The organism is Mesorhizobium sp. WSM4312 (assembly GCF_002294875.1).
Classification (GTDB): domain Bacteria; phylum Pseudomonadota; class Alphaproteobacteria; order Rhizobiales; family Rhizobiaceae; genus Mesorhizobium.
The window spans coordinates 61402-83223 of sequence record NZ_NSFU01000002.1 but is presented as its reverse complement, the minus strand read 5'-3'; the positions used below and the strand labels follow the sequence as shown (position 1 = coordinate 83223).

Genomic DNA, 21822 nt, shown 5'->3' with positions numbered 1-21822 from the left:
TTTACGCCGCGACTTCCTGGGCCGCCCATTTGCGCAGGATCTGCGCTGTGCGCTCCTCGTTGAGGTCGACCATGCGGGCAAGCCGCTCCTGTGGCGCCGGCCTGATCTTCTGGCGAAGATCATCGAGCGGATTGGTGCCCGGCCGCGAGCCGGGCAAGGCGCCGATGGCGGCACCCGCATCGACGGAAGCAGCCGCCTCGGGTGTCGGCAGCGACCGCTGGACTTCATCGAAATTCGGGCCTGGCAAAGCGGGCATCGCTTTTGCCGTCAGTGCGGCCGCCATCGGCCGCAAGCCGAAGAAGGCCACCAGGAACACCACGACGATGAAAGCGCCGGCGTTGATCAGCGTGCCGGCGTGCTGGCCGATGGAATCCAGCATTCCAGCCTGCGGGATCGCTTCGCCGTCGAGCCCGTCGATGAATTCGACCGCCGAGACGTCGATGACGTCGCCACGCTTGTCGTCGAGGCCGGTGGCCGACGTCACCATCTTCTGGATCTCGGCGACGCGCTTGGCGATCTGCTCCGGGGTAGCGTCCTTGCCCAGGATCGCCTTCAGCCGATCCTGGTTGACGACGACGGCGATCGACATCTTGGTGACGGTGTAGCCGTTGGAGACGGTGGCGATCTTCTTGGAGTTGATCTCGTAATTGGTGATCTCTTCCTTGCGGTCGTTCGCCGAGGTCGTTTGCGGACCCTCGGTGCTGGTCGCCTGGGTCTCCGGCAGGTTCTGCTCGACGCTGGCCGGGGTCGAGGCCTGCTTCTGGTTGCTGTTCTCATTGGCGCGCACCGACTGCACCGAGCGCTCGACGCGCGAGTTCGGATCGAAAATGGTTTCTTCCGTCTGGCGGGTGTCGGTGTTGACCTCGGCCTTGACGCTGGCGCGGAAATTGTCAGGGCCGAGGTATGGCGCCAGCGCGCGGCGGATGTTGTCGCCGATCTGCGCCTCGACCGTCTGCTCGACGCCGAGCGTGCGGGCCGCACTGGTGTTGGAGGGATCGTCGCCGGCGGCCAGCAGGTTGCCGTTGGAATCGAGCACCGTCACCTTGTCGGCCGACAGGCCAGGCACGGCGGCGGCGACCAGGTGGCGGATCGACTGGGCGCTCTTCTCTGCGTCGATGCCGGCATAGCGGATGACCACCGATGCCGAGGGCTGCTGTTCGTCGCGGCGGAAATTGGCGCGCTCGGACATGACGATGTGGACGCGAGCCGCCTTGATGCCCGATATGGACTGGATGGTGCGGGCAATCTCGCCTTCCAGCGCCCGCACACGGGTGATCTGCTGCATGAACGAGGTCAGGCCCATCGCCCCGACATTGTCGAACAGCTCGTAGCCGGCATTGGCGCTGGTCGGCAGACCCTTTTCGGCGAGCAGCATGCGCGCCTGTGCCGTGGTGCCGGCCGGCACCAGAACCGAGGTTCCGTCGGCGCCGACATCGAAGCCGATGCCCGCCTCGCCCAGCACCAGGCCGATCTGGTTCACGTCGGAGCGGTCGAGCCCGACATAGAGCGTGTCGTAGGCCGGGCGGTTGAGGTAGACCGAGGCGATGCCGATGACGCCCATCACCAGAACGGCGATGCCCGCCAGCATGGCGAGGCGCTTCACACCAAAACCGCGGAGATTCGAGATGATGCTCTGGATCTGTTCCGGCACGATAGAGCGACTCCCAGCATGATTGTCCGCCGGAACACTAGCCCTCGAAGCTTGTGCGAAAATGAAATCGGGCCGCGCTTGCGGCGCGGCCCGTGAATTGGAGGGAGGGGTATCTGTCGGCTACAGCCGGATTAGCCGTTCTTGAACAGCGACAGGATCGACTGCGAGGAGCTGTTGGCGATCGACAGCGACTGGATGCCGAGCTGCTGCTGGACCTGCAATGCCTGCAGGCGGGTCGATTCCTTGTTCATGTCGGCATCGACGAGCTGACCGACGCCGCGGTCGATGGAGTCCATCAGGCTCTGCGTGAAGGTCTTCTGCAGGTCGATGGAGCTCTTGGCGGCGCCGAGGATGGTGGCCTGGTCGGTCAGCTGGCTCATGACCTTGTCGATCTTGCCGATCATCTGGGTGATGATGTCGTCGGTCACTCCCGCCGCCGTGATGTCGAGATTGAAGGCGGAAACATTGTCAATCCTGGGGACCACCGCGCCCGCGGCCGTCTGGCCAGCGGTGTTGGCGGCGATGTCCGTGCCACCGCCAGCGATCGTAGCCGCATAGGCTGTGTCGTACAGGTTCTGGGCGGCCGCTGTCGCGTATACGGACGTCTGGCGGTCGAGCGTGCCCTGGTTCTTGACGGCGGTGGCAAGACCGTTGTCGAACAGTTTCGTGCTCTCGACATCGATGTCGATCGTTCCGAGCGAGATGGCGCCGGAGGAGGAGCGGTTGAAGGACGCGACGATCTTGGCGTCGGCCTGAACGCCGTCATTGGGGGCAGCGACCTGCGTTGACGTCACCGAAAGGTAGTTCGAGCCCGAGAAGGTGGCGGCATCGGCAAAGGACTTCATCTGCGCCTGAAGCGTGGTGATTTCCGTCTGCGTCTTTGCCTTTGCGGCAGCTGTCTGGCCAATGGTGGAGAGCAGCTTGGTCTTGAGCTGGCCGATCGACGTCAGAACATTGTTCATGCCGGTATAAGCGGTGTCGACTTTCGAGGCGCCGAGGCCGAGCGCGTCCTGCACCGTCGACAAGGCTGCGTTGTCGGAGCGCATCGTCGTGGCGATCGACCAGTAGGCGGCGTTGTCGGAGGCCTCGGAGACCCTGTAGCCCGTCGAGATTCGCGACTGTGTCTGCTCAAGCGATTTGTTGGTGGCGTTGAGGCTTTGAAGTGCGGTCAACGCCGCGGCGTTTGTCATGATGCTCGCCAAGAAACTCGCTCCTTTTTCCCAGGCCGGTCTTTCTCAAAAACCGGCATTGCCCTCGCGAGCCGATGGCCCGCCCGTCGATTGCCGTCGCCCCGACCGGGCCGATTCGCCAATCCGTTGTAAGCTTTGGTTAACCATGACTAGCGCGTTATGGTTAACGGCCTGTTAAAGGCTCGCTTTCGAGGGTTAAGAAACGAGGGTTGCGCGGGGCTGGAGCAAACGCAAAACGGGCCGCGCTTTTGGCGCGGCCCGTTTTCTTGGTTGGTCGGTGTAGAGCGATCAGCCGCGGAAGAGCGACAGGATCGACTGCGACGAGCCGTTGGCGATCGACAGCGCTTGGACGCCGAGCTGCTGCTGGACCTGCAGCGCCTGGAGGCGGGTCGATTCCTTGTTCATGTCGGCATCGACCAGCTGGCCAACGCCGCGGTCGATGGAGTCCATCAGGCTCTGCGTGAAGGTCTTCTGCAGGTCGATGGAGCTCTTGGCGGCGCCGAGCTTGGTGGCGGCGGTCGTCATGTCCTTGAGCGCGGCGTCGACGACGGTCATCATCTGCGAGATCTGAGCGTCGCTGGCGGCCGTGGTGCCCGAGAAGATTTTCAGCGAGGCGACCGAATAGGTATCGCCGGCAGCGGGAGCGGCACCAAGGGTCGGGTTCTGTGCCGTGGTGGTTGCAGCGCCAGTGGTGCCGAGGCGGGCCGTATCCAGAAGGCCCTTGGCGGTCGGCGCGGCGCCGGAGTCATAGAGCTTGATGCTTTCCACGTTGACATCGATCGTCGAGAGCGAAACCGCGCCGGTCGAGCTGCGGTTGAAGGCCGAGACGATCTTGACGTCGGCGGCCGTGCCCGTGGCGGTGGACACCGACAGCATGTTGGTGCCGGAGAAGGTGGCGGAGTCGGCGTAACCCTTCAGCTGCTGCTGCAGAGCGGCGATTTCGACCTGGGTCTTTTCCTTCGCGGCATCGGTCTGACCGTAGGACGCGGTCAGCTTCTGCTGGATCGCATTGATGGTGGTGATCGCGCTGTTCATGCCAGTGTAGGCGGTGTCGACCTTCGAGGCGCCGAGGCCGAGCGAGTCCGAAACGGTGGACATGGCCTGGTTGTCGGAACGCATCGTGGTGGCGATCGACCAATAGGCGGCGTTGTCCGAAGCCTGGGAGACGCGGTAGCCCGTCGAGATGCGGGCCTGGGTGGTGGAGAGGTTGTTCTGGGTGGCGTTAAGGCTCTGCAGGGCCGTCAATGCGGCGCTGTTGGTCATGATACTGGCCATGGCTACTCGTACCTTGTTTTTACAGGTGTTTTTTTGACATACCGGCTTTTCCGGTATGACGGAGCGGCATCATGCCAATGATCGTCGAGAGATCACCCGCCATCTGCGAGCGACTATGGCGGCGAGTTCCTACCAAAGGGCTAAATCGGACGGTTAATCGAAAATAATTCGAGAAAAAATCGACGATGTCCGGCGCACTGCCCGGTCCTGTCGGGCAGACGCGGCCTCGGGCCGGAGAGCAGGGTCAGGTGAAGGAGCGCACCAGGCTGCCGACGAGCAGGTTCCAGCCGTCGATCAGGACGAAAAACAGGATCTTGAACGGCAGCGAGACAACGGTGGGCGGCAGCATCATCATGCCCATCGCCATGGTGATGGTGGCGACGATCAGGTCGATGACCAGGAAGGGCAGCACGATCAGGAAGCCGATCTCGAAGCCGCGGCGGATCTCGGAGATCATGAAGGCGGGCACCAGGATGCGCAGGTCGACCGTCTCCTTGGCGACGACCTGGCCGCGCTCGCGCGCGAGGTCGGCGAAAAGGTCGAAATCCTTGTCGCGCACATTGTGCAGCATGAAGGTGCGGAACGGATCCGAGATCTTCTCGAAGGCCTCGGTCTGGCTGATCTGGTTGTCCATCAGCGGCTTGACGCCGGTGTTCCAGGCCTGATCGAACGTCGGCGCCATGACGTAGAAGGTCATGAACAGCGACAGCGAAATGAGGATGAGGTTCGCCGGCGTCGACTGCAGGCCGATGCCGGCGCGCAGGATCGAGAAGGCGATGACGAAACGGGTGAAGCTCGTCACCATGATCAGCAGCCCGGGCGCCACCGACAGCACGGTCAGCAGGCCGAACATCTGGATGATGTAGCCGACGGTGGTACCGTCGGCCTTTCCGATGCCGCCCAGGTCCAGCTGCTGCGCCGCCGCGACGGAGGTGGCGGCGCCGATCAGCGCCGCGGCGAGAAGGAACTTCTTCATTCGAGCAGCAATGTCCTGATGAGAACCTGTTTGGCGTGCCCCTGGCTGCGGATCGAGGCGCGTTCCTCGATATCGGCTTTCAGGTGCTGGTAACCGCTGGCGCCCTCGACCTGATGCATCTTCAGCGTACGCACGAAGGCCAGAAGGTCCTGATGGATGTCCTCCGTCATCGCCGGCGGCTGCGGCGCGTCGTAGACCACGGATGCTTCCATCCGGATCCAGGTGTCGGCGGGTGAGGCGATATTCGTGGTGATCGGCGCCAGCGCGACAAGCGTCGGCCCCGTGCCAGGCTGTTGCGCAGCGGAGGGTTCGGCAACCTTGCCCGCATTTTCAGGAGCAGCCGGCACCGATGGCGGTGCGCCGGCGCCCTTGAGATAACCTCCGGACATCCAGCCCATGCCGATGGCGGCGACCGTCACCACCAGCAGCATGGCGCCCTGAACCACAAGGGATGGACCCTTGCGAGGCTGGAGTTGTTCGACATTGGCCACGGCGCTCTGTTCTCCAATCCCTAGAACGGAAGAACCTGGTCGAGGATCTGCTGGCCGTAGGCCGGCTGCTGGATCTCGGTGATGCGGCCGCGCCCGCCATAGGAAATGCGCGCCTCGGCGATCCGTTCGTAGGGGATCGTGTTCTCGGCGCCGATATCGGCCGGCCGCACGATGCCGGCGATGGTCAGCACCCTCAGTTCGGCGTTGACGCGCACTTCCTGCGACCCCGTGATCATCAGATTGCCGTTCGGCAAGACATCGGTGACGATCGCCGCGACATTGAGTTCAAGCGTTTCCGATCGTTTGATCTCGCCATCGGCCGTCGTGTCCGTTGCGGAGTTGAGCGTGCCGGCGCCCTTGCCGGCGGTGCTCCACTTGTCCCATTGCGCGCTGAGGTCGAAGCCGAGCTTGCGGTTGGCGGTGCGGCTCCTGTCGTTCTGGTTCTTGAAATTGGCGCGGTCGTTGACCTTGATCGTGACGGTCAGGATGTCGCCCTGCGAGAGCGCCCGGGGATCGGTGAAGAGACGGCTCTGGCGATCGTCCCACAGCGAGAACTTTTTCACCGGTGCCCGAGGCGGCTCGGGGTATCTGTACAGGGAAGACGTGTTGCCGCCGTCAATGCCCGAGCCGACCGGCGACAGCGACGGTTCCTTGCCGACTTCCCTGAGGTTGGTGCCGCAGCCGGACAGGGCTGCCACCGCGCACAGGATGAGCGTTCTGCGGATCATGACGGATCTACCCTTCGGGCTGCGCTGGCCATGATGCCGGTGAGAGTCGCCGCCGCCTTCTGGTCCATTTCGTTGAGAATGACCCCGGCCTTGCGTGAATCGAGCTTCATCAGAACGGCCGCGGCCAGGTCGGCGTTGACGATCGCCAGGCGTTCGGCCGCCGCATCGGGCTTCATGCCGGCATAGATCTTGACGACGCCGTCCTCGGCCCGGGCCAGGAACACTTCACGCCGCTTCAGCCAGGTCTCGTATTCGGCCTTCTTCGCGTCCAGCGCTTTCATGCGCTCGTCGATGCCGGCCTGCAACTGCTTCAGTTCCTCGGCCTGCAAGGCGTAGCGGCGGTCGCGGGCGGCGTCGGCGATGTTGGAGCAGAAGCGCTCGATCTCGCTCTGGTCGGGCGCCTTCTCCCGGGCCAATTGCTGCGGCGCCACCGCGGGCTGCGCTCCGGGCAGAACCTGGCGAACGACATCCTCGCCATGTGCGCCGCCACTGGCAACGGCCATGGCCGCGAGAGCCGCGGCCGCGAACAGGATTGCGCGGCAGGAGCGTCTTTCGTGGGATAGAAGGGAGGGGATCATCGGCATCGCCTATTGGAGGACCAGATCGGCTTGCAGGGCGCCGGCCGACTTGATGCCTTGCAGGATGGCAATGATACCGTCCGGCTTGACGCCGAGGCGGTTGAGGCCGGAAACGAGGGTTTGCAGGTCGGGTCCGTCGAGCACCGCGACGCGGGCATCGGGCCGGCTGGCGTCGATGGCGGTGAACGGCTCGACAGCGGTTTCGCCCTTGGAGAAAGGTTCCGGCTGCACGATGCGCGGCGCTTCGGTGATGCGCACCGTGAGCGTGCCGTGGCTGATGGCGACGCGCGAGATCTTGACGTCGTTGCCGATTACGATGGTGCCGGTGCGCTCGTCGATGACGACGCGGGCCGGCGTATCGGATTCGACCACCAGGTTTTCGATCTCGGCATAGAAGCGCGCGGCCGAAACGCCCTTTGGCCTTCTGATCTGCACGGTGCGAGAATCGCGCTCACCCGCGACGCGCATGCCGAAGCGCTGGCTGGTATAGTCGTTGATCGCGTCGGCGATGCGGATGGCGGTCGAGAAATCGGGATTGCGCAATTGCAGCGTCAGCGTCGACTGGTCGTCGAACTCGGCCTTCACAGAACGCTCGACGATGGCGCCGTTCGGCACCCGGCCGGCGGTCGGCACGCCTTGCGTCAATTGTTCGGCCTGGCCCTTGGCGGTGAAGCCGGAAACGATGACCGCGCCCTGACCGACGGCATAGATCTCGCCGTCCGCCGCCTTCAGCGGCGTCATGATCAGCGTGCCGCCGGCAAGCGAGGTGGCGTCGCCCATAGAGGAGACGTCGATGTCGATGCGGGCGCCCGATTGCACATAGGGGGGCATGTTGGCGGTGACGATGACGGCGGCGACGTTCTTGGCGCGCGCGCGGCCGCCTTCGGTGGCGATGCCGAGATTTTCGAGCATGGCGCGGATCGACTGCTCGGTGAACGGCGAATTGCGCAGACTGTCACCCGAGCCGGCGAGGCCGATGACCAGGCCGTAGCCGACCAGCTGGTTGTCGCGCGAACTCTGCAGCTGGGCGATGTCCTTGATGCGCGAGGCGACCTGGCCAGGCGGCAGCGAGCTCGGTCCGGGCGAAACGCGGAACATGCGGGTGGTGGTCGCCGGATCATATTCCGGATCGTCGTAGACGCCGCCGTTCTTGGCGGCGAGTTCGCGCTTGGCCTTGGGTGTCAGGCCGTCGGCCAGCGCTGGCTGCAGGCCCAGCGTGGCAGCAAGCAGAAGGGCAAGCGGGCGCATCATGAAGCGCTGACCTGGATGGTTCCGTCGGCCATCACCGTGCCGGAGAGGATCTTGCCGCTATCGCTGTTGCGAACCTTGATGAGGTCGCCAGCTGAACCTGGCTGCAAGGTTACCGCGGTGGCCGATATCGTCAGTCCGCCGGCGATGAAGAAGACCTGCACGGCTGCACCCTGTTCGACCAGCCAGGCCTCGCGGATGGCGGCGGCCGGGATGTAGCGACCGGGCAGCAGCGTGCGCTTGGCGATCTTGCCCTGAAGCTCTTCGGCGCGGGTCGCCATCGCATCGGGCTTGTGTTTGCCCGCGATGAGGGTCACCTGTTTCAGGGCGGCGAGTTCGATGGTCTCGCCGGGGTAGATGACGCGACTGGGGATCAGCACGACTTCGCCGGCAGGCTGATTGCCGGCGATCTGCGTTGCCGACTGATTTGTCGATTGATTTGCCGATTCCTGGGCGAAAGCCGGCAAGCCACCGACTACCAGCGCAAGGATCAGCGCGGTGCGGCGGAATGCGGAGCAGGAGATCGGCATGGCCATCATCCCTTACCTGATGTTCTTGGAGACGACCGAGGCCATGTCGTCGGCGGCCTGGATCACCTTGGAATTCATCTCATAGGCGCGCTGCGCCGAGATCAGCTCGGTGATTTCCTTGACCGGGTCGACGTTGGAGGCCTCGAGATAGCCCTGCTGGATGGTGGCGAAGCCGGGATCGCCGGGCACGCCGGCATTGGCCGGGCCGGAGGCGGTCGTTTCCTGGAACAGATTGTCGCCGAGCGGCGCGAGGCCCGCCTCGTTGGCGAAGTTGACGATCTGGAGCTGGCCGAGATTCTGCAGGTCGGTCTGGCCGTCGATGCGGGCAAACACCTGACCGGTCTTGTTGACGATCACCTCGACCGCGTCGGTCGGCACGGTGATCGCCGGAATGACATTGGCGCCATCCACCGTCACCAGCTGGCCGGTGGCGTTGGTGTTGAAGGCGCCGGCGCGGGTGTAGAGCGTGCCGCCATCGGCGCCCTCGATCTGGAACCAGCCCCTGCCGGTCAGCGCCATGTCGAAACTGTTGCCGGTGCTGGTCAGTTCGCCCTGGGTGTGCACGTTGCGCACGGCCGTCGTCTTGACGCCGAGACCGATCGAAACGCCTTCCGGCACCAGCGAGGCGTTGGAGCGGTTGGGTACGCCTTGCGTGCGGTCGACCTGGTAGAGCAGGTCGGAGAATTCGGCGCGCGCCCGCTTGTAGCCGGTGGTGTTGATGTTGGCGATGTTGTTGGCGATGACTTCCAGATTTGTCTGCTGGGCATTCATGCCGGTGGCGGCGATGGAAAGTGCTTTCATGACCTATTCCTCAGATACCCATGCGACTGACTTCGAGGTAGGCCGAAACGACCTTGTCGCGGATGGCGACGGCGGTCTGAAGCGCCTGCTGCGCGCTCATCACGGCATCGACGACCTGGCGTGTGTCGGCATCGCCCTTGAGCGCCTGGAGCGACACCTGTTCGGCATTCTGCAGCGTGTTGACGGTCTTGGAGGCTGCCTGGCTCACCGCTTCGGCAAAGGAGGTGCCAAGGTTGCCTGATGTCGCCGGCGCGACACCGCCCTGAAGCAGGTCGGTCGCCGTATCGCCCAGCCCGGGCTTCAGGTTGAGCGCGCCGATGCCGTTCACGATCATTGGTTCCTCATCAGGTCGATGGTCATTGAAATGAGGTCGCGCGCCTGCTTCACGACTTGCAGGTTGGCCTCGTAGGAGCGGTTGGCCTCGGTCATGTCGGCCATTTCGATCAGCGCGTTGACATTGGGCATCTTGACGTAGCCCTTCTCGTCGGCGGCCTCGTTGCCAGGCTGGAATTCGACGGGGAAGACACTTGGATCGCGGTCGATCGAGTTCACTTCAACCGTTGAGGCGCCGGACGCCCGGTCAAGCTCGGAGACGAAGCTGATGGTCTTGCGGCGATAGGGGTCAGCGCCGGGCGTCGTGCCGGTCGACTGGGCATTGGCGAGGTTTTCAGAGACCACGCGCAGGCGCTCGGACTGGGCGCCGAGGCCGGATGCTGCGACTTTCAGGGCTGCGGTCAGTGCGTCCATGTCAGCTCTTCACCGCCATCATCATCATCGAGTGGAAAGCCTTGACGATCGCCGTGTTGAGCTCGAAGGAACGGCGCACCTCGCCAGCCTTGAGAAGCTGGTCCTCAAGCACGACGGTGTTCTTGGACGGCATGACCACGCCGTCATCTTCCTGCGGCTTGATGGTGAAGCCGGCATTGGTCGCCGCGCTGCCGAGATGGCCGGCCTCGGTGGTCTGCAACGACACAGCCGTGCGGTCGAGCACCTTCTCGAAGGGCTCGACATCGTTTGCCGTGTAGCCCGGCGTGTTGGCGTTGGCGATGTTGCCGGCGATCGCCGACTGGCGCACGGAAAGCCACTGCGCTTGCTTGGCGGCGAGATCGAAAAGGGAAACGGGCTCCATGGGAATCTCCGGGCATGTGCCCAAAGACTAGGCCGCCAGTCTTGCGCGGACCTTGCGGGCAGCCGCTACCTGGAAAGCTGGATCAGCTGGTTGGTGCTGGTCAGCATGACCCATTTGCCGTTGCGCTGCTCGATCGACGACACGGTGCTAGAGTCCGGCAGTATCGAGCCGCGCTGGACGATCCACAGGCCGGTGTCGTCCTCGATCATGGCACGGCCGTTGGCGACATGGACCATGCGGAATTTCGCGACATCGGCCGGGAAGGGCTGGTCGCCGGGCGGCTGCGCCGGGGTGGCGTCATCCTGCACCGTCCCGGTGGCGAGCAGGTCGATGCTGGTGTTGGGAAGGTCCTTGGCCGTCAGCGGCGCGCTGCGCGAGGTCACCACGCCGCCACCCTCGCGTCCCGAATTGGTGCCGGTGCCGCCAAACTTGATCGCCTGAACGCCGAACTGCTCCTGGTTGAAGAAGATATACCAGGGAAACAGGGCGCAGATCAGGCCGAGCGTGACGCCGAGCGCGGCGATGACGAAGTCGCTGCGCCGGTCCGCCTTCTTGCTTAATTTTGGAAATTGCGCCTTTGGCGGTTGCGGCCATTCGGTGACGGGAAACAGGCCATCGATCAGCGATTCGCGGCTTGCCTGCGTGATCTCGGCGGCCTCGACGCGGGGAACCACGGGCGCGGCAGCCCGAGCGACAGGTTCGGATCGGGGCAGGACCGGCTTGACGGCTCTGGCCAGAACAGCCGCGGTCTTGGCTGCGATGGCGCTGGCGGCCTTTGCCTTGGTCCTCCTCTCCTCCTCGGCTCGAGCCTCCTCGGCGGCGTTCGCCGCGGCGATCATCTCATTCAGGATGCGCTCGGTGTATTGGCGTTCAGTCTCCTGATTCGGCATTCAGCTTTCCCTTGAGATGGCGGGCGAGATCGGAGAACGGATCGGCTGACGGGCGGTCCCTGGGCGATTGCGTCAGCGCCTCGTAGATCAGCGGCACCTGGCGCACGGCGATGTCGAGCTCGGCGTCGGCGCCACCCTGATAGGCGCCGAGCAGGCGGATGTCGCGCGTGTCCTCGAAGCGGGCGATCATCGACTTCAGCCGCGTCACCAAAGCGCGCTGTTCGACGCTCCAGGCCTTGCCGGCCAGGCGCGATATGGATGACAGGGGATTGACCGGCGGATAGCGACCCTGTTCGGCGATCGCGCGGTCGAGCACGACATGGCCGTCGAGGATGCCGCGCACGGAATCGGCGACCGGATCATTGTGGTCGTCGCCGTCGACCAGCACGGAAATGATGGCGGTAATCGACCCCTTGCCTTCGGCCCCCGGTCCGGCGCGCTCGAGCAATTTGGGAAGTTCGGTGAATACCGAGGCGGGATAACCGCGGGCGACCGGCGGCTCGCCGGTTCCCGTCGCCACCTCACGCAAGGCATGGGCGAAGCGGGTGATCGAATCCAGCACCAACAGCACGCGGTGGCCCTGGTCGCGAAAGTGCTCGGCGACCCTCATGGCGGTGTCGGGCGCGCGCCGGCGCATCATGGCGCTCTCGTCGCTGGTGGCGACGACGGCCACGGTCTTGGCCATGCTGTCGCCGATTGTGTCCTCGAGGAATTCGCGGACCTCGCGGCCGCGTTCGCCGATCAGCGCGACGACGACGGTGTCGAACGCGTCGGCGCCGGCGAGCATGGCGAGCAGCGTCGACTTGCCGACGCCCGAACCCGCAAAGACGCCCATGCGCTGACCGAAGCACAGCGGCGTGAAGATGTCGATGACCTTGACGCCGGTCATGAAGGCGGTACCGACGCGCTGCCGCGCCATGGCGCCTGGCGTCGTGGCGCCGCCCGACAGGTCTTCGCCCCTGATCAGCGGCGCACCGCCATCGATCGCCCGGGTGAGCGCGTCGATGGTGCGGCCGCGCCATGAATCATGCGGCGCCACCGCGAGTGGACCCCTGCGGAACACCGCATCGCCGATACCGGCATCGGCGCTGCGTTCGAAGGGGGCGACGACGACTTCGTCGCGGCTGATCTTGACGATCTCGCCGCGGCGCGCGCCGGACTGGCCACGCTGCTCGACGATGTCGCCCAGCCTGGCGAAATCGGAAAGGCCGCGCACCTTGTAGTGCGTGGACGTGACTTCGGTGACGAGACCGCCACGCTTGACCAGCCCGTCGGTGTTGCTGAAACGCCGAATTACCCGTTCCAGTGCGGCGAGCCGATCTTCGGGCGCCGGTGGGAGCTGCCTTTCGGGTGCACGGATGGAGGACCGGTCGAGCGACATGCTACGACTTCGAGCCGAGCGTCTTGATCGCCTCGTCGGTGGAAGAATCCGTTTGACGCATCAGCGCGGCGGTGTTCTCGAAGGCGCGCTGGACCATGATCAGGCGGGTCATCTCCAGCACCGGATTGACGTTGGATTCTTCGACGAAACCCTGCGCGATACCGACATCGGAGCGGTCGGTGACCGGCTCGGGGGTGCGCGCCGGCACGATGCCGGAATTGCCGTAGCGCACGAAATTCTCGCCCGGGTCGAAATTGTAAAGGCCGATCGAGCCGACAAGCTGGTCGTTCTGGCGCAGCGAGCCGTCGGCGCCGGCCTTGGGCGGACCGTTTCGGGGGTCGAGCTGGATCGGCGCGCCGCCGGCGTCGAGCACCGGATGGCCTTCGATCGACATGAGTTCGCCATTCTCGTTCATCGAGAAGCGGCCGTCGCGCGTCATGACGGTGCCGGCCGGTGTGTCGATGGCGAACCAGGCGTCACCCTGGATGGCGAAATCGAACGGATTGCCGGTCTCGGTCAGCGAACCGTGGGCGCCCGAAAGATAGGTCTTGCCCGACGAGGCGAAGGACACTGATTTCTGCCCGGTGCCCGACACCATGTCCTCGAATTTCACGCCGGTGGCGCGAAAGCCGACAGTGTTGGCGTTGGCGACATTGTCGGCGATGGTGTCGAGCCGGCGTTCGAGCGCCATCTGCGCGGATAGGGCGACGTAGAGACTGTCCTGCATGATCAGAACTTCAACTTCTGCATGGCCATCATCAGGTCGGTGGAGATGCCCGCCGTGACCGGCTGGGCAAAGAGCACGCTGACTGACGTCACGGCCGTCGAGGTCGGATTGTTGATCTCGTACATGCTGGTGAAGCGGGTCAGGAACTTGCCGAGTTTCACGGGGTCGGTGAAATCCGAGATGTCGAGCTTCTGTTCGAAGAGCTGCGCCTGCTTGTCGATGTCGGCGGTGGCGAAGGAATCGGGGAGCCCGAGCGCGGTGCGCACGACACTGGCAAGGGCCGTATCGGCCAGCACGTCGTACCAGCTGGTGATGTCGGGCGCCTTGCGCTGGAAGTAAAGCGCCAGCCGCACGCCCTCATTGGTCTTGCCGGCATCCTCCTCCAGCGTCTGGCGCATATACTTGTCGACAGTCGGCTGCTGCGCCGGATTGATGGTGGTTGCGGCTTCGCCGTACTGCTCGAAGTTGAAGGCCGAGGCCAATGCCGCGTAGGCCGGGTTCGTCTGCTTGTTGGCGACGCTGTTGGGGTCGCGCACGCCACCCTGCAGAACCTGTTTGATGAGGTCCTTATTCTCCGTCGCCGAATCGAGACCGAACGCGGCCAGCGCGTAGGTGTAGAGCCGGCTGTTCGACATCAGGTCGTCGACCGATTTCACCTTGGTGATGTTGGCGAGGTAGTAGGTCGTCTCGCCCTTCACATAGTCCGAATTCGGATCAAGGCCGGCGATCGTCGCCTGCGTGGCGTAATTCTTCGTCACCAGCTGCTGCGCCTTGTTGTAGATGGTGGCGTTGGCGCCATTGGCGGCGAAGTTGAAGGCGCTGACGAACTGGGCGTAGCGCTTGTCGGTCAACTTGTTGGCGAAACTGTTAGGGTCGGTGACGCCTTCCTTGAGCGCCTTGACCATGAAGGCCTTGGCGTAGTCCATGTCCTCCAGCCCGTAGGCCTTCATGGCATATTTGAACAGCCGGTCATTTTTGACGAAATCGTCGATCGATTTCACCTTGGTTATGTTGGCCAGGTAATATTTGGTATCGCGATCGACAGTCGGCTGCTGCTCGATGCGGTCGATCGACTTGTTGATGTCCCTGGTGATCAACTGGTAGCTGGTAAAGGTATTGAGCAACGTCATGCCTCCGGCCGAAGCTTAGTGTCGCGACAGTAACCTCACTTCCTTGCGCGAAACTGAATCGCCCAACATTCGGTTCCGTGGCGGCCCGGATTCAAGCCTCACACAAGGCACGGGGACTATCCCTTGGATCTGTCGTGAAATGCGGAAGGACCTGTCGTGGGCATTCTGATTGGACTTGTGGTGACGCTCGGCTGCGTCCTTGGCGGCTTCATGGCCATGGGCGGGCATCTGCACGTGCTGGTCCAGCCATGGGAAGCCGTGGTCATCTGTGGCGCAGCACTGGGCACTTTCCTGGTCGCCAACCCGATGAAGACGGTCAAGGATACCGGCAGGGGCATTATCGAGGCCTTCAAGCAGGCGGTGCCGAAGGAACAGGATTACCTGGAAACGCTCGGCGTGCTGCACAGCCTGATGCGCGAATTGCGCTCGAAGTCGCGCAGCGAGGTCGAGGCGCATATCGACAATCCGGAAGAATCAGCCATCTTCCAGGCCTTTCCGACGGTGCTCAAGAATCACGATCTGATGAATTTCATCTGCGACTACTGCCGCATCATCATCATCGGCAATGCCCGCTCGCACGAGATCGAGGCGCTGATGGACGAGGAGATCCAGACCATCAAGTCCGACAAGATGAAGGCCTATCACGCGATGGTCGCGGTCGGCGACGGCCTGCCGGCGCTGGGCATCGTCGCCGCCGTGCTTGGCGTGGTCAAGGCGATGGGCGCACTCGACCAGTCGCCGGAAATCCTCGGCGGCCTGATCGGCGCGGCGCTTGTCGGCACCTTCCTCGGCATCTTCCTGTCCTACGCCGTGGTCGGGCCTGTCGCCACCAAGATCAAGACGGTGCGCGAGAAGAAGAACCGCCTCTACATCATCGTCAAGCAGACGCTGCTCGCCTACATGAACGGCGCGCTGCCGCAGGTGGCGATCGAATTCGGCCGCAAGACCATCTCGTCCTATGAGCGGCCGACCATCGACGCCGTCGAGCAGAGCACGATGAACACCGGCAGCGCCGAGAAGAAGGCCGCTTGAGCGATGCACGACAGATCGGTGCCGACACGGTCATGACCAGCCCAGGCAGCCCCGCGCAAGCGCGCTCGCTGATCATCGAGCGCCTGGTCGGCGACAGCGGCGAGGCCGATCAGGTCATCGATGCCGGCCGCGCCATGGCCGAACGCGCCGTGCCGCTGCTGCAGAAGGGCCTTTCGGGCGAACTCGGCGTTCCCGTCATCGTCGACCTCAAGGCCGTCGAGGTCAGCCGCGTCCCCGAGGCGCGTTCGCGCGCCGGCGACAATTTCGCCATGACAGTCGTTGGTTCGCCGGCATCCTCGGATGCGATGACGCTCGTCATCGACGCTGCCGCGATCGCGATCATGGTCTCGACGCTGTTTGGCGGCGATCCGGATATGCCGGCGTCGCCGATCGAGCGCGACCTGTCGCCGATCGAGGCCGATGTCTCGACCATGGTGTTCCAGGAGGTGGCGCAGGCGCTGAACGGATCCGGGCGGCGCTCGCTCGACCTGCGGCTGCCCGTGCCGCGGGCGATGTCGGGTACCGAGGCGAAACGGCATGTGCTGCGCGACGGTGCCGCCATCCGCATCGTCCTTGGCATCTCGACGCCGGTCGACAGCGGCTCCATCACGGTGACGATGCCGCAGCGTGTCGTCCTTGCCGGCCGCGACGGCACCACCGGCATCGGCGAGGACGATCATGGCACCAGTTGGCGCGCACGCTTTTCGGAAGAGGTGATGCGCTCGACGGTGGCGCTCGAAGCCACCATGCCGCTGACGCGGCTGACGCTTGGCGACCTTGCCAATCTCCAAGTGGGCCAGGTCATCGACTTCGACGAAACGGCGCAGTCACGGGCTCGCCTCAGCGCGCGCGGCCAGACGCTGTTCGTATGCGAGTTCGGCAAACTGGGGCAGAATTACACCGTCCGAATCAAGCATCCCTTCGATGCCGGGCAGGATTTCATCGATGGGCTCATGCCGGCTGGTGCCGGGCGCGCCTGAGCTTTTGGAGACGATTCATGGCCAAGACCAAAGTGGAAGCAGAACTCGACCAGCCGGACGAGCAGCTCGACCGCGCCATCGAAGAATTGCGTGGGGTCCTGCATGAAGAGGAGCAACGCCCAGATGCGGCTTTCAGGGCCGCCGCGGGCGCCAATTCGAACGTCATCATGAACATCCCCGTCGATGTCCAGATCATCCTGGGAAGCACCGAGATGGCGGTGGCCGACCTGATGGCGCTGCAGAAGGGCTCCACGGTTGCACTCAACCGCCGCATCGGCGAGCCGGTCGACGTCGTGGTCAATGGCCGCAAGATCGCCCGCGGCGAGATCACGGTGCTCGAAAGCGATCCCTCGCGCTTCGGCATCAGGCTGACCGAAATCATCGCCGGCACGAAGGGCGCCTAGACATGGCTGGTGGGGCTTGCCGGTTGCAGCGGAGGCGAGAGGCAGCATGACGCCGCTGACGACCCTGACGCGCGCGCAGAAGGCGGCCGCCATATTGGTGGCGATGGGCAAGCCGTCCGCCAGCCGCCTGTTGAAATTCTTCAAGCAGGAAGAGCTGAAGGCGCTGATCGACGGCGCCCGGCTGCTCAGGACCATTCCGCAGAGCGATCTCGAGCGCATCGTCGCCGAGTTTGAGGCCGAGTTCACCGAGGGTGCCGGCCTGCTCGATTCCGCCGACAGGATGGACACCATCCTCAACGAATCGCTGTCGCCCGAAGAGATGAACGCCATCATGGGCAACAAGAAGCCGGAGGCGGCACCCGAAGGGCCGCCACCGATCTGGCCCGATCTCGAAAAACTCGAACCTTCGCGGCTGGGCACCTTCCTCGCCGGCGAACATCCGCAGACGGCGGCCATGGTGCTGTCGAAGCTTGCGCCGCAGGCGGCGGCGAGCGTGCTTTTGACGCTGACGAAGGAGATGCGTGGCGAAATCATCAAGCGCATGGTGACGATGGCCAATGTTCCGGCCGCGGCCACCAGGATCGTCGAGAACCGGTTGCGCACCAGCGTGCTTTCGGAAACCTCGACCAAGGACACTTCGGCCGGGCAGGCGCGCGTCGCCAGCGTGCTCAACGAGCTGGACAAGCCGCTGCTCGAGGAGGTCATGCAGGACCTGGAAGCCGCCGGCACGCCCGACCTCGACGGTGTGCGGGCTAGGCTTTTTGCCTTCGACGACCTGCCGCTGCTCACCCAGAAGGCACGCGTCCTTCTGTTCGACGGACTGTCGACCGAGCTTGTCACGCTGGCGCTGCGCGGCACATCGGCGGCGCTCGCCGAAGCGGTGCTCTCGGCAATCGGCGCGCGGTCGCGGCGCATGATCGAAGCCGAACTTGGACAGGGGTCGGAGGGGGTTCCGGCCGCCGACATACTGGCGGCGCGCAAGACCATCGTGACGACGACGATCCGGCTGTCGCGCGAGGGCGCATTCGAACTTCCCGCGACGCAGAACGCCGCCTAAGGCATGTCCGACGCTGCCGACAAGGACTCAAAAACCGAAGAGGCGACGGAAAAGAAAGTCCGCGACACCATCGAACAGGGCAAGCTGCCCCATTCCAGGGAAACCGCGATCCTCGCCTCCTTCGTCGCCATACTGGTGTTCACCGTCTTCTATGCCAAGGACGCCGTCATCAACCTCGGCATGTTCCTGTCGATGTTCCTCGAGAAGCCCGAGGCCTGGCCGATGAACACCGAGACCGATGTCATCGATCTCTACAAGATCGTCATGCTGGAAGTTGGCCGCGCGGTCGTCAGCCTGCTGGTGCTTTTAACCGTCGCCGGCATCGGCGCCTCGGTGCTCCAGAACATGCCGCAATTCGTCGGCGAGCGGATCAGGCCGCAGCTGTCGCGCATTTCGATCACCAAGGGCTGGAACCGGATGTTCGGTGCCCAGGGCTGGGTCGAGTTCCTGAAATCCCTGGCAAAGGTCGGCTTCGCCATTGCCGTGCTCACCTTCACGCTGTCGGAGGATCATCGCAAGCTGCTTGCCGGCATGATCACCAATCCGGTTGCTTTCGGCCTCGTCATCCGCGGCATCGCGGTCGACATATTGGTGGCGATCGTCTTCGTCATGGGGCTGATCGCGGCGATCGACATCGTCTGGTCTCGCTTCCATTGGAAGCAGGACCTGCGCATGACCAAGCAGGAGGTGAAGGACGAGTTCAAGCAGTCCGAAGGCGACCCGATCGTCAAGTCGCGGCTGCGCTCGCTGGCACGCGACCGCGCGCGCAAGCGGATGATGACGGCGGTGCCGCGCGCGACGCTGATCATCGCCAACCCGACGCACTTCTCGATCGCGTTGAAATATGTGCGCGACGAGGATTCGGCGCCGCTCGTGGTGGCCAAGGGGCAGGATCTGGTGGCGTTGAAAATCCGCGAGATCGCGAAGGAGCACAACATTCCTATCTTCGAGGACGTGACGCTCGCCCGCTCCATGTACAAGCAAGTTTCGGTCGATAATGTGATCCCGTCGCAATTCTACCAGGCCGTCGCCGAACTGGTGCGGATCGTGTACTCGAAAAAGGCTGAGCGCAGACAGATTTCATGAACCGCCAACCACACGCAAAATCCCGCGAGATCATCGTCGCCAGCGCCATCGAGCAGGTGGTCGGCGAACTGAGATTGATCGATGTCGCCGACTACATCGCCTTCATCCGGCTGGAGCATTTCGCCTGCCTTTCGGATCTGGTCGATTCAGCGGTGGAGCTGTTCTTCATGCCGGGCACGCTCAAACTCGGTCATGGCGGCGAGGCGCATGTCGACTGGAGCGGCAGTCCGCGCATTGTGCTCGACCTGGAGCTCAGGCCACCCGGTGTGACCGTCTATTTCCAGCTGACGCTGAGCGAGGCCGGCAATTCGGTCGTGGTCAATTATGTGTCGTTCGAAAAGCCCGGCGAGGACCCTGAGCACAATACGGCGCTGCTGGAGGCGGTGATCGAACAGGCCCGGATCCGCAAGGTCGAGCCTATGGCGTTCTGAGGTCCGTTGATATTCAGGTGAGGCCGGCCTGCAAATGGCTGACACCTGCGCTTCCGGTGCTCACGTACGAAAAGTACGCTCCGCTCCGGTTCTCGGTATCAACCATTTTCGACTCGGCCTGACCTGAATCTCAACAAACCTAAGCGGCTCATCGTTTGGTTACTCGATCAGGCCCAACCGCAGCGCCTTGGCGACCGCCTGGTTGCGGTTGACGGCGTTGAGCTTCTGCGTCGACTGGGTCAGGTACTGGTTGGCGGTATGCACCGACAGCTTCAGGAGCCGCGCGATCTCCTCGCTGGTGTTGCCGTTGGCGGTCAGCTTCAGGCATTCGAGTTCGCGCTTGGAGATGGCTCGCATCCTGCCGGCATCGCTCGGACGGATGCGCGCGACAGCGGCGAACAGGGAAAAGCAGCGGGCGTGGATTTCGTAGAGCATATCCTGCGGCAGCGCGATCTCCGATCCCAGGAAGACGACAAGGCCGCACTGACCGCGATCGGCGTGGACGGGAAAGGCAATGCCGCTGGTGCCGGGCGCCAGGGGGGATATCTGCGCGGTCCAGGCAAGGCTGCCGAACATTTCGGCCATGGCCGCGACGCCGTCATCCGTCCACCAGCGTGGCTCCGTCGAGTTGTGGGTGTGGCGCACGATCTCCTCGCCATTGGCGCCCGAGATGAACTTCGTCGCCACGGCCAGGCCGGGATAGTCGGAATCGAAGCACGGCACCAGCCGCGCCCGTTCCGGCGACGGGCTGACGAAGTACAGGCCGAAGGCCGAGGCGTTGATGTCGACCGATACCCAGCGACAGCGGCGCACAGCATCGGGAATGGTGACGGCGTGATGTGTCTCGGAGCTGAGCGAGAAGGCACCGAAGGGGCTGCGCTGCTCGTTGAAAAGGGCCTCCGCGGCGTCCTTGATGTCGGCGTGTTTCAAATGATGCCACTCCTGATCGCCGTGGCGATGGCCATCGCGCGGTTGCTGGCCGCGAATTTCTGGATGGCGTGGGTGATGTAGCTGTTGACGGTGTTGGAGGAAACGCCAAGGATGACCGCCACCTCATCGGTGGTCTTGCCTTCCGAGACCCAGAACAGGCATTCGCGCTCGCGATCGGACAGCGGATCCTGCATGGCGGCGGCGGCGATCAGCTGCGGGATATGCGAGAGAGCGTAGCAGCATTTCAACTGCGCCTTCATCAGCGCCGGCTGGTCGATATGGCCTGCTGTCGCCGCCGAGAACAGGGCGAACAGACGCTGGCGGCCGACATTCAGCCGCAGCGAATAGATCTCGGCATGGCCGAGCACGTCGAGCAGGCGGGCCTCTTCGCCGGAGACCAGCCCGTCGGCATCGGGCGCCTGCGCGGCCACCAGTGGTCTAGGCCGGATGCCGGGCGCGACTGTGAGGGCCCCTTGGGCAAGGCTGGCGATCAGCCGCTTGCCGATCAGTTCGATGGCGTCGAAGATCCAGTTCGAGGAGACAATGCGCGCGTCATTGCGGTCCTGGTCGTGGACGATGGCGACCAGCATGTAGCTGTCGGCGCCGATCTCGGCGGTCAGCTCCATGAAGAAGCTGGTCAGATCGCCGCGCGACGTCAGGCGCGAGCCCAATGTGTCGGATTGAAGAAGCGCGGCGGAACTGCTCATTTGCTGCTTTTGGCCGGAATCGTTTCTGCCGTCCGGATGCTGGAGGCCAGCCGCCGAACCCGAAAACGCGTTACTTTTACGAGACACACACGAGGCGCGGGGTCGCGCCCAACCAGACGGAATCCATCAGGGAACGCGAAAACATCCGCGTCTGGCGCCGGAAAATTCCGGAACGTGAGACTTTGGGTGGTCGCCGCGCCCCCCGAGGACCGGCTGATTCGGGTCTAATCTACCCGCAGATGAATCCGACATCAAACGCGATTTGACAAAATCGAATCCGACGGACTCGCGTGCGACTCAGAGGTCGATTTTCGCCGCCTTCGAGCGTGCGAAAATGCCGGGACTGCGCAAGCGGGCCATATCCGCGCTCGGCTCTATGCGATAGATTCGCAAGTGTCGAAGGGGGTGGGCACCTTCGGCAAGGGAGTTCGTAGCTGCATTACGGCCGCGGTCGTTCGCGGCAGTGCCAT

25 protein-coding genes are annotated in these 21822 nt (G+C 63.9%); 6 read left to right on the top strand and 19 right to left on the bottom strand.

The features are described from left to right. Nucleotide 1: 1 nt before the first annotated feature. From fliF to CK228_RS03605, 17 genes are all read right to left on the bottom strand, one after another. The gene (gene fliF / locus CK228_RS03685) at nucleotides 2-1651 is read right to left on the bottom strand and encodes a flagellar basal-body MS-ring/collar protein FliF (RefSeq protein ID WP_095772662.1); all 1650 of its coding nucleotides are present in this window, start codon (nucleotides 1649-1651) and stop codon (nucleotides 2-4) included. 131 nt (nucleotides 1652-1782) lie between these two features. Continuing rightward, entirely contained in the window at nucleotides 1783-2853 is a 1071-nt protein-coding gene (locus CK228_RS03680) for a flagellin (RefSeq protein WP_095772663.1), read from the bottom strand. A gap of 276 nt (nucleotides 2854-3129) precedes the next feature. Next, nucleotides 3130-4116 (bottom strand): flagellin, encoded by a 987-nt coding sequence (locus tag CK228_RS03675; RefSeq protein WP_032931520.1) that lies wholly within the window; start codon nucleotides 4114-4116, stop codon nucleotides 3130-3132. A gap of 244 nt (nucleotides 4117-4360) precedes the next feature. Beyond that, entirely contained in the window at nucleotides 4361-5092 is a 732-nt protein-coding gene (fliP, locus tag CK228_RS03670; RefSeq protein WP_019860957.1) for a flagellar type III secretion system pore protein FliP, read from the bottom strand. Continuing rightward, nucleotides 5089-5583 carry a flagellar basal body-associated FliL family protein gene (locus CK228_RS03665; RefSeq protein WP_095772664.1) on the bottom strand — a complete coding sequence of 165 codons (495 nt, stop codon included), beginning with the start codon at nucleotides 5581-5583 and terminating at the stop codon, nucleotides 5089-5091. Before CK228_RS03665 ends, fliP begins: the two co-directional genes overlap by 4 nt. 20 nt (nucleotides 5584-5603) lie before the next feature. Next, nucleotides 5604-6311 carry a flagellar basal body L-ring protein FlgH gene (gene flgH, locus CK228_RS03660; RefSeq protein ID WP_095786944.1) on the bottom strand — a complete coding sequence of 236 codons (708 nt, stop codon included), beginning with the start codon at nucleotides 6309-6311 and terminating at the stop codon, nucleotides 5604-5606. Then, complete coding sequence (locus CK228_RS03655; RefSeq protein ID WP_179295801.1) at nucleotides 6308-6895, bottom strand: MotE family protein; 588 nt, start codon at nucleotides 6893-6895, stop codon at nucleotides 6308-6310. The genes flgH and CK228_RS03655 overlap by 4 nt, the downstream gene beginning before the upstream one ends. A 3-nt stretch (nucleotides 6896-6898) precedes the next feature. After that, nucleotides 6899-7987 carry a flagellar basal body P-ring protein FlgI gene (locus tag CK228_RS03650; protein WP_245318115.1) on the bottom strand — a complete coding sequence of 363 codons (1089 nt, stop codon included), beginning with the start codon at nucleotides 7985-7987 and terminating at the stop codon, nucleotides 6899-6901. 149 nt (nucleotides 7988-8136) lie between these two features. Beyond that, nucleotides 8137-8673 carry a flagellar basal body P-ring formation chaperone FlgA gene (flgA, locus tag CK228_RS03645; RefSeq protein ID WP_179295800.1) on the bottom strand — a complete coding sequence of 179 codons (537 nt, stop codon included), beginning with the start codon at nucleotides 8671-8673 and terminating at the stop codon, nucleotides 8137-8139. 6 nt (nucleotides 8674-8679) lie between these two features. After that, nucleotides 8680-9468, bottom strand: a complete 789-nt coding sequence (flgG, locus tag CK228_RS03640; RefSeq protein WP_019860950.1) for a flagellar basal-body rod protein FlgG — start codon at nucleotides 9466-9468, stop codon at nucleotides 8680-8682. Between the two features lie 10 nt (nucleotides 9469-9478). Continuing rightward, nucleotides 9479-9802, bottom strand: a complete 324-nt coding sequence (locus CK228_RS03635) for a flagellar hook-basal body complex protein FliE (RefSeq protein WP_019860949.1) — start codon at nucleotides 9800-9802, stop codon at nucleotides 9479-9481. Continuing rightward, nucleotides 9799-10215 (bottom strand): flagellar basal body rod protein FlgC, encoded by a 417-nt coding sequence (flgC, locus tag CK228_RS03630; RefSeq protein WP_095772668.1) that lies wholly within the window; start codon nucleotides 10213-10215, stop codon nucleotides 9799-9801. Before flgC ends, CK228_RS03635 begins: the two co-directional genes overlap by 4 nt. A 1-nt stretch (nucleotide 10216) precedes the next feature. Then, complete coding sequence (gene flgB, locus CK228_RS03625; protein ID WP_019860948.1) at nucleotides 10217-10597, bottom strand: flagellar basal body rod protein FlgB; 381 nt, start codon at nucleotides 10595-10597, stop codon at nucleotides 10217-10219. A gap of 65 nt (nucleotides 10598-10662) precedes the next feature. After that, nucleotides 10663-11487: a hypothetical protein gene (locus CK228_RS03620; RefSeq protein WP_095786941.1), complete on the bottom strand. Its 825-nt coding sequence runs from the start codon at nucleotides 11485-11487 to the stop codon at nucleotides 10663-10665. Further along, on the bottom strand, nucleotides 11468-12868 hold the full coding sequence (gene fliI, locus CK228_RS03615; protein ID WP_095772670.1) for a flagellar protein export ATPase FliI: 1401 nt from the start codon (nucleotides 12866-12868) through the stop codon (nucleotides 11468-11470). Before fliI ends, CK228_RS03620 begins: the two co-directional genes overlap by 20 nt. A gap of 1 nt (nucleotide 12869) precedes the next feature. Further along, the gene (gene flgF, locus CK228_RS03610) at nucleotides 12870-13595 is read right to left on the bottom strand and encodes a flagellar basal-body rod protein FlgF (RefSeq protein ID WP_019860945.1); all 726 of its coding nucleotides are present in this window, start codon (nucleotides 13593-13595) and stop codon (nucleotides 12870-12872) included. A gap of 2 nt (nucleotides 13596-13597) precedes the next feature. Then, nucleotides 13598-14719: a DUF1217 domain-containing protein gene (locus tag CK228_RS03605; RefSeq protein ID WP_095772744.1), complete on the bottom strand. Its 1122-nt coding sequence runs from the start codon at nucleotides 14717-14719 to the stop codon at nucleotides 13598-13600. Between the two features lie 162 nt (nucleotides 14720-14881). Between CK228_RS03605 and motA the strand changes: the two genes are divergently transcribed. From motA to CK228_RS03575, 6 genes are read left to right on the top strand one after another with little or no spacing between them, the layout of a single operon-like run. Next, a complete protein-coding gene (gene motA, locus CK228_RS03600) occupies nucleotides 14882-15757 on the top strand; it encodes a flagellar motor stator protein MotA (RefSeq protein ID WP_095772671.1) in 876 nt (291 codons plus the stop codon). Between the two features lie 32 nt (nucleotides 15758-15789). Then, a complete protein-coding gene (locus tag CK228_RS03595; RefSeq protein WP_095787124.1) occupies nucleotides 15790-16737 on the top strand; it encodes a FliM/FliN family flagellar motor switch protein in 948 nt (315 codons plus the stop codon). A gap of 17 nt (nucleotides 16738-16754) precedes the next feature. Continuing rightward, on the top strand, nucleotides 16755-17141 hold the full coding sequence (gene fliN, locus CK228_RS03590) for a flagellar motor switch protein FliN (RefSeq protein ID WP_019860938.1): 387 nt from the start codon (nucleotides 16755-16757) through the stop codon (nucleotides 17139-17141). A 46-nt stretch (nucleotides 17142-17187) separates the two neighbouring features. Continuing rightward, nucleotides 17188-18198 (top strand): flagellar motor switch protein FliG, encoded by a 1011-nt coding sequence (locus CK228_RS03585; protein ID WP_095772672.1) that lies wholly within the window; start codon nucleotides 17188-17190, stop codon nucleotides 18196-18198. 3 nt (nucleotides 18199-18201) lie between these two features. Continuing rightward, on the top strand, nucleotides 18202-19284 hold the full coding sequence (gene flhB / locus CK228_RS03580) for a flagellar biosynthesis protein FlhB (protein ID WP_019860936.1): 1083 nt from the start codon (nucleotides 18202-18204) through the stop codon (nucleotides 19282-19284). Continuing rightward, entirely contained in the window at nucleotides 19281-19715 is a 435-nt protein-coding gene (locus tag CK228_RS03575; protein ID WP_095772673.1) for a hypothetical protein, read from the top strand. Before flhB ends, CK228_RS03575 begins: the two co-directional genes overlap by 4 nt. Nucleotides 19716-19874: 159 nt before the next feature. Here the strand turns inward: CK228_RS03575 and CK228_RS03570 are convergent, their stop codons facing one another. Continuing rightward, on the bottom strand, nucleotides 19875-20645 hold the full coding sequence (locus CK228_RS03570; protein ID WP_095786940.1) for a helix-turn-helix transcriptional regulator: 771 nt from the start codon (nucleotides 20643-20645) through the stop codon (nucleotides 19875-19877). Continuing rightward, nucleotides 20642-21352: a helix-turn-helix transcriptional regulator gene (locus CK228_RS03565; protein ID WP_095772675.1), complete on the bottom strand. Its 711-nt coding sequence runs from the start codon at nucleotides 21350-21352 to the stop codon at nucleotides 20642-20644. The genes CK228_RS03570 and CK228_RS03565 overlap by 4 nt, the downstream gene beginning before the upstream one ends. Nucleotides 21353-21822: the final 470 nt, after the last annotated feature.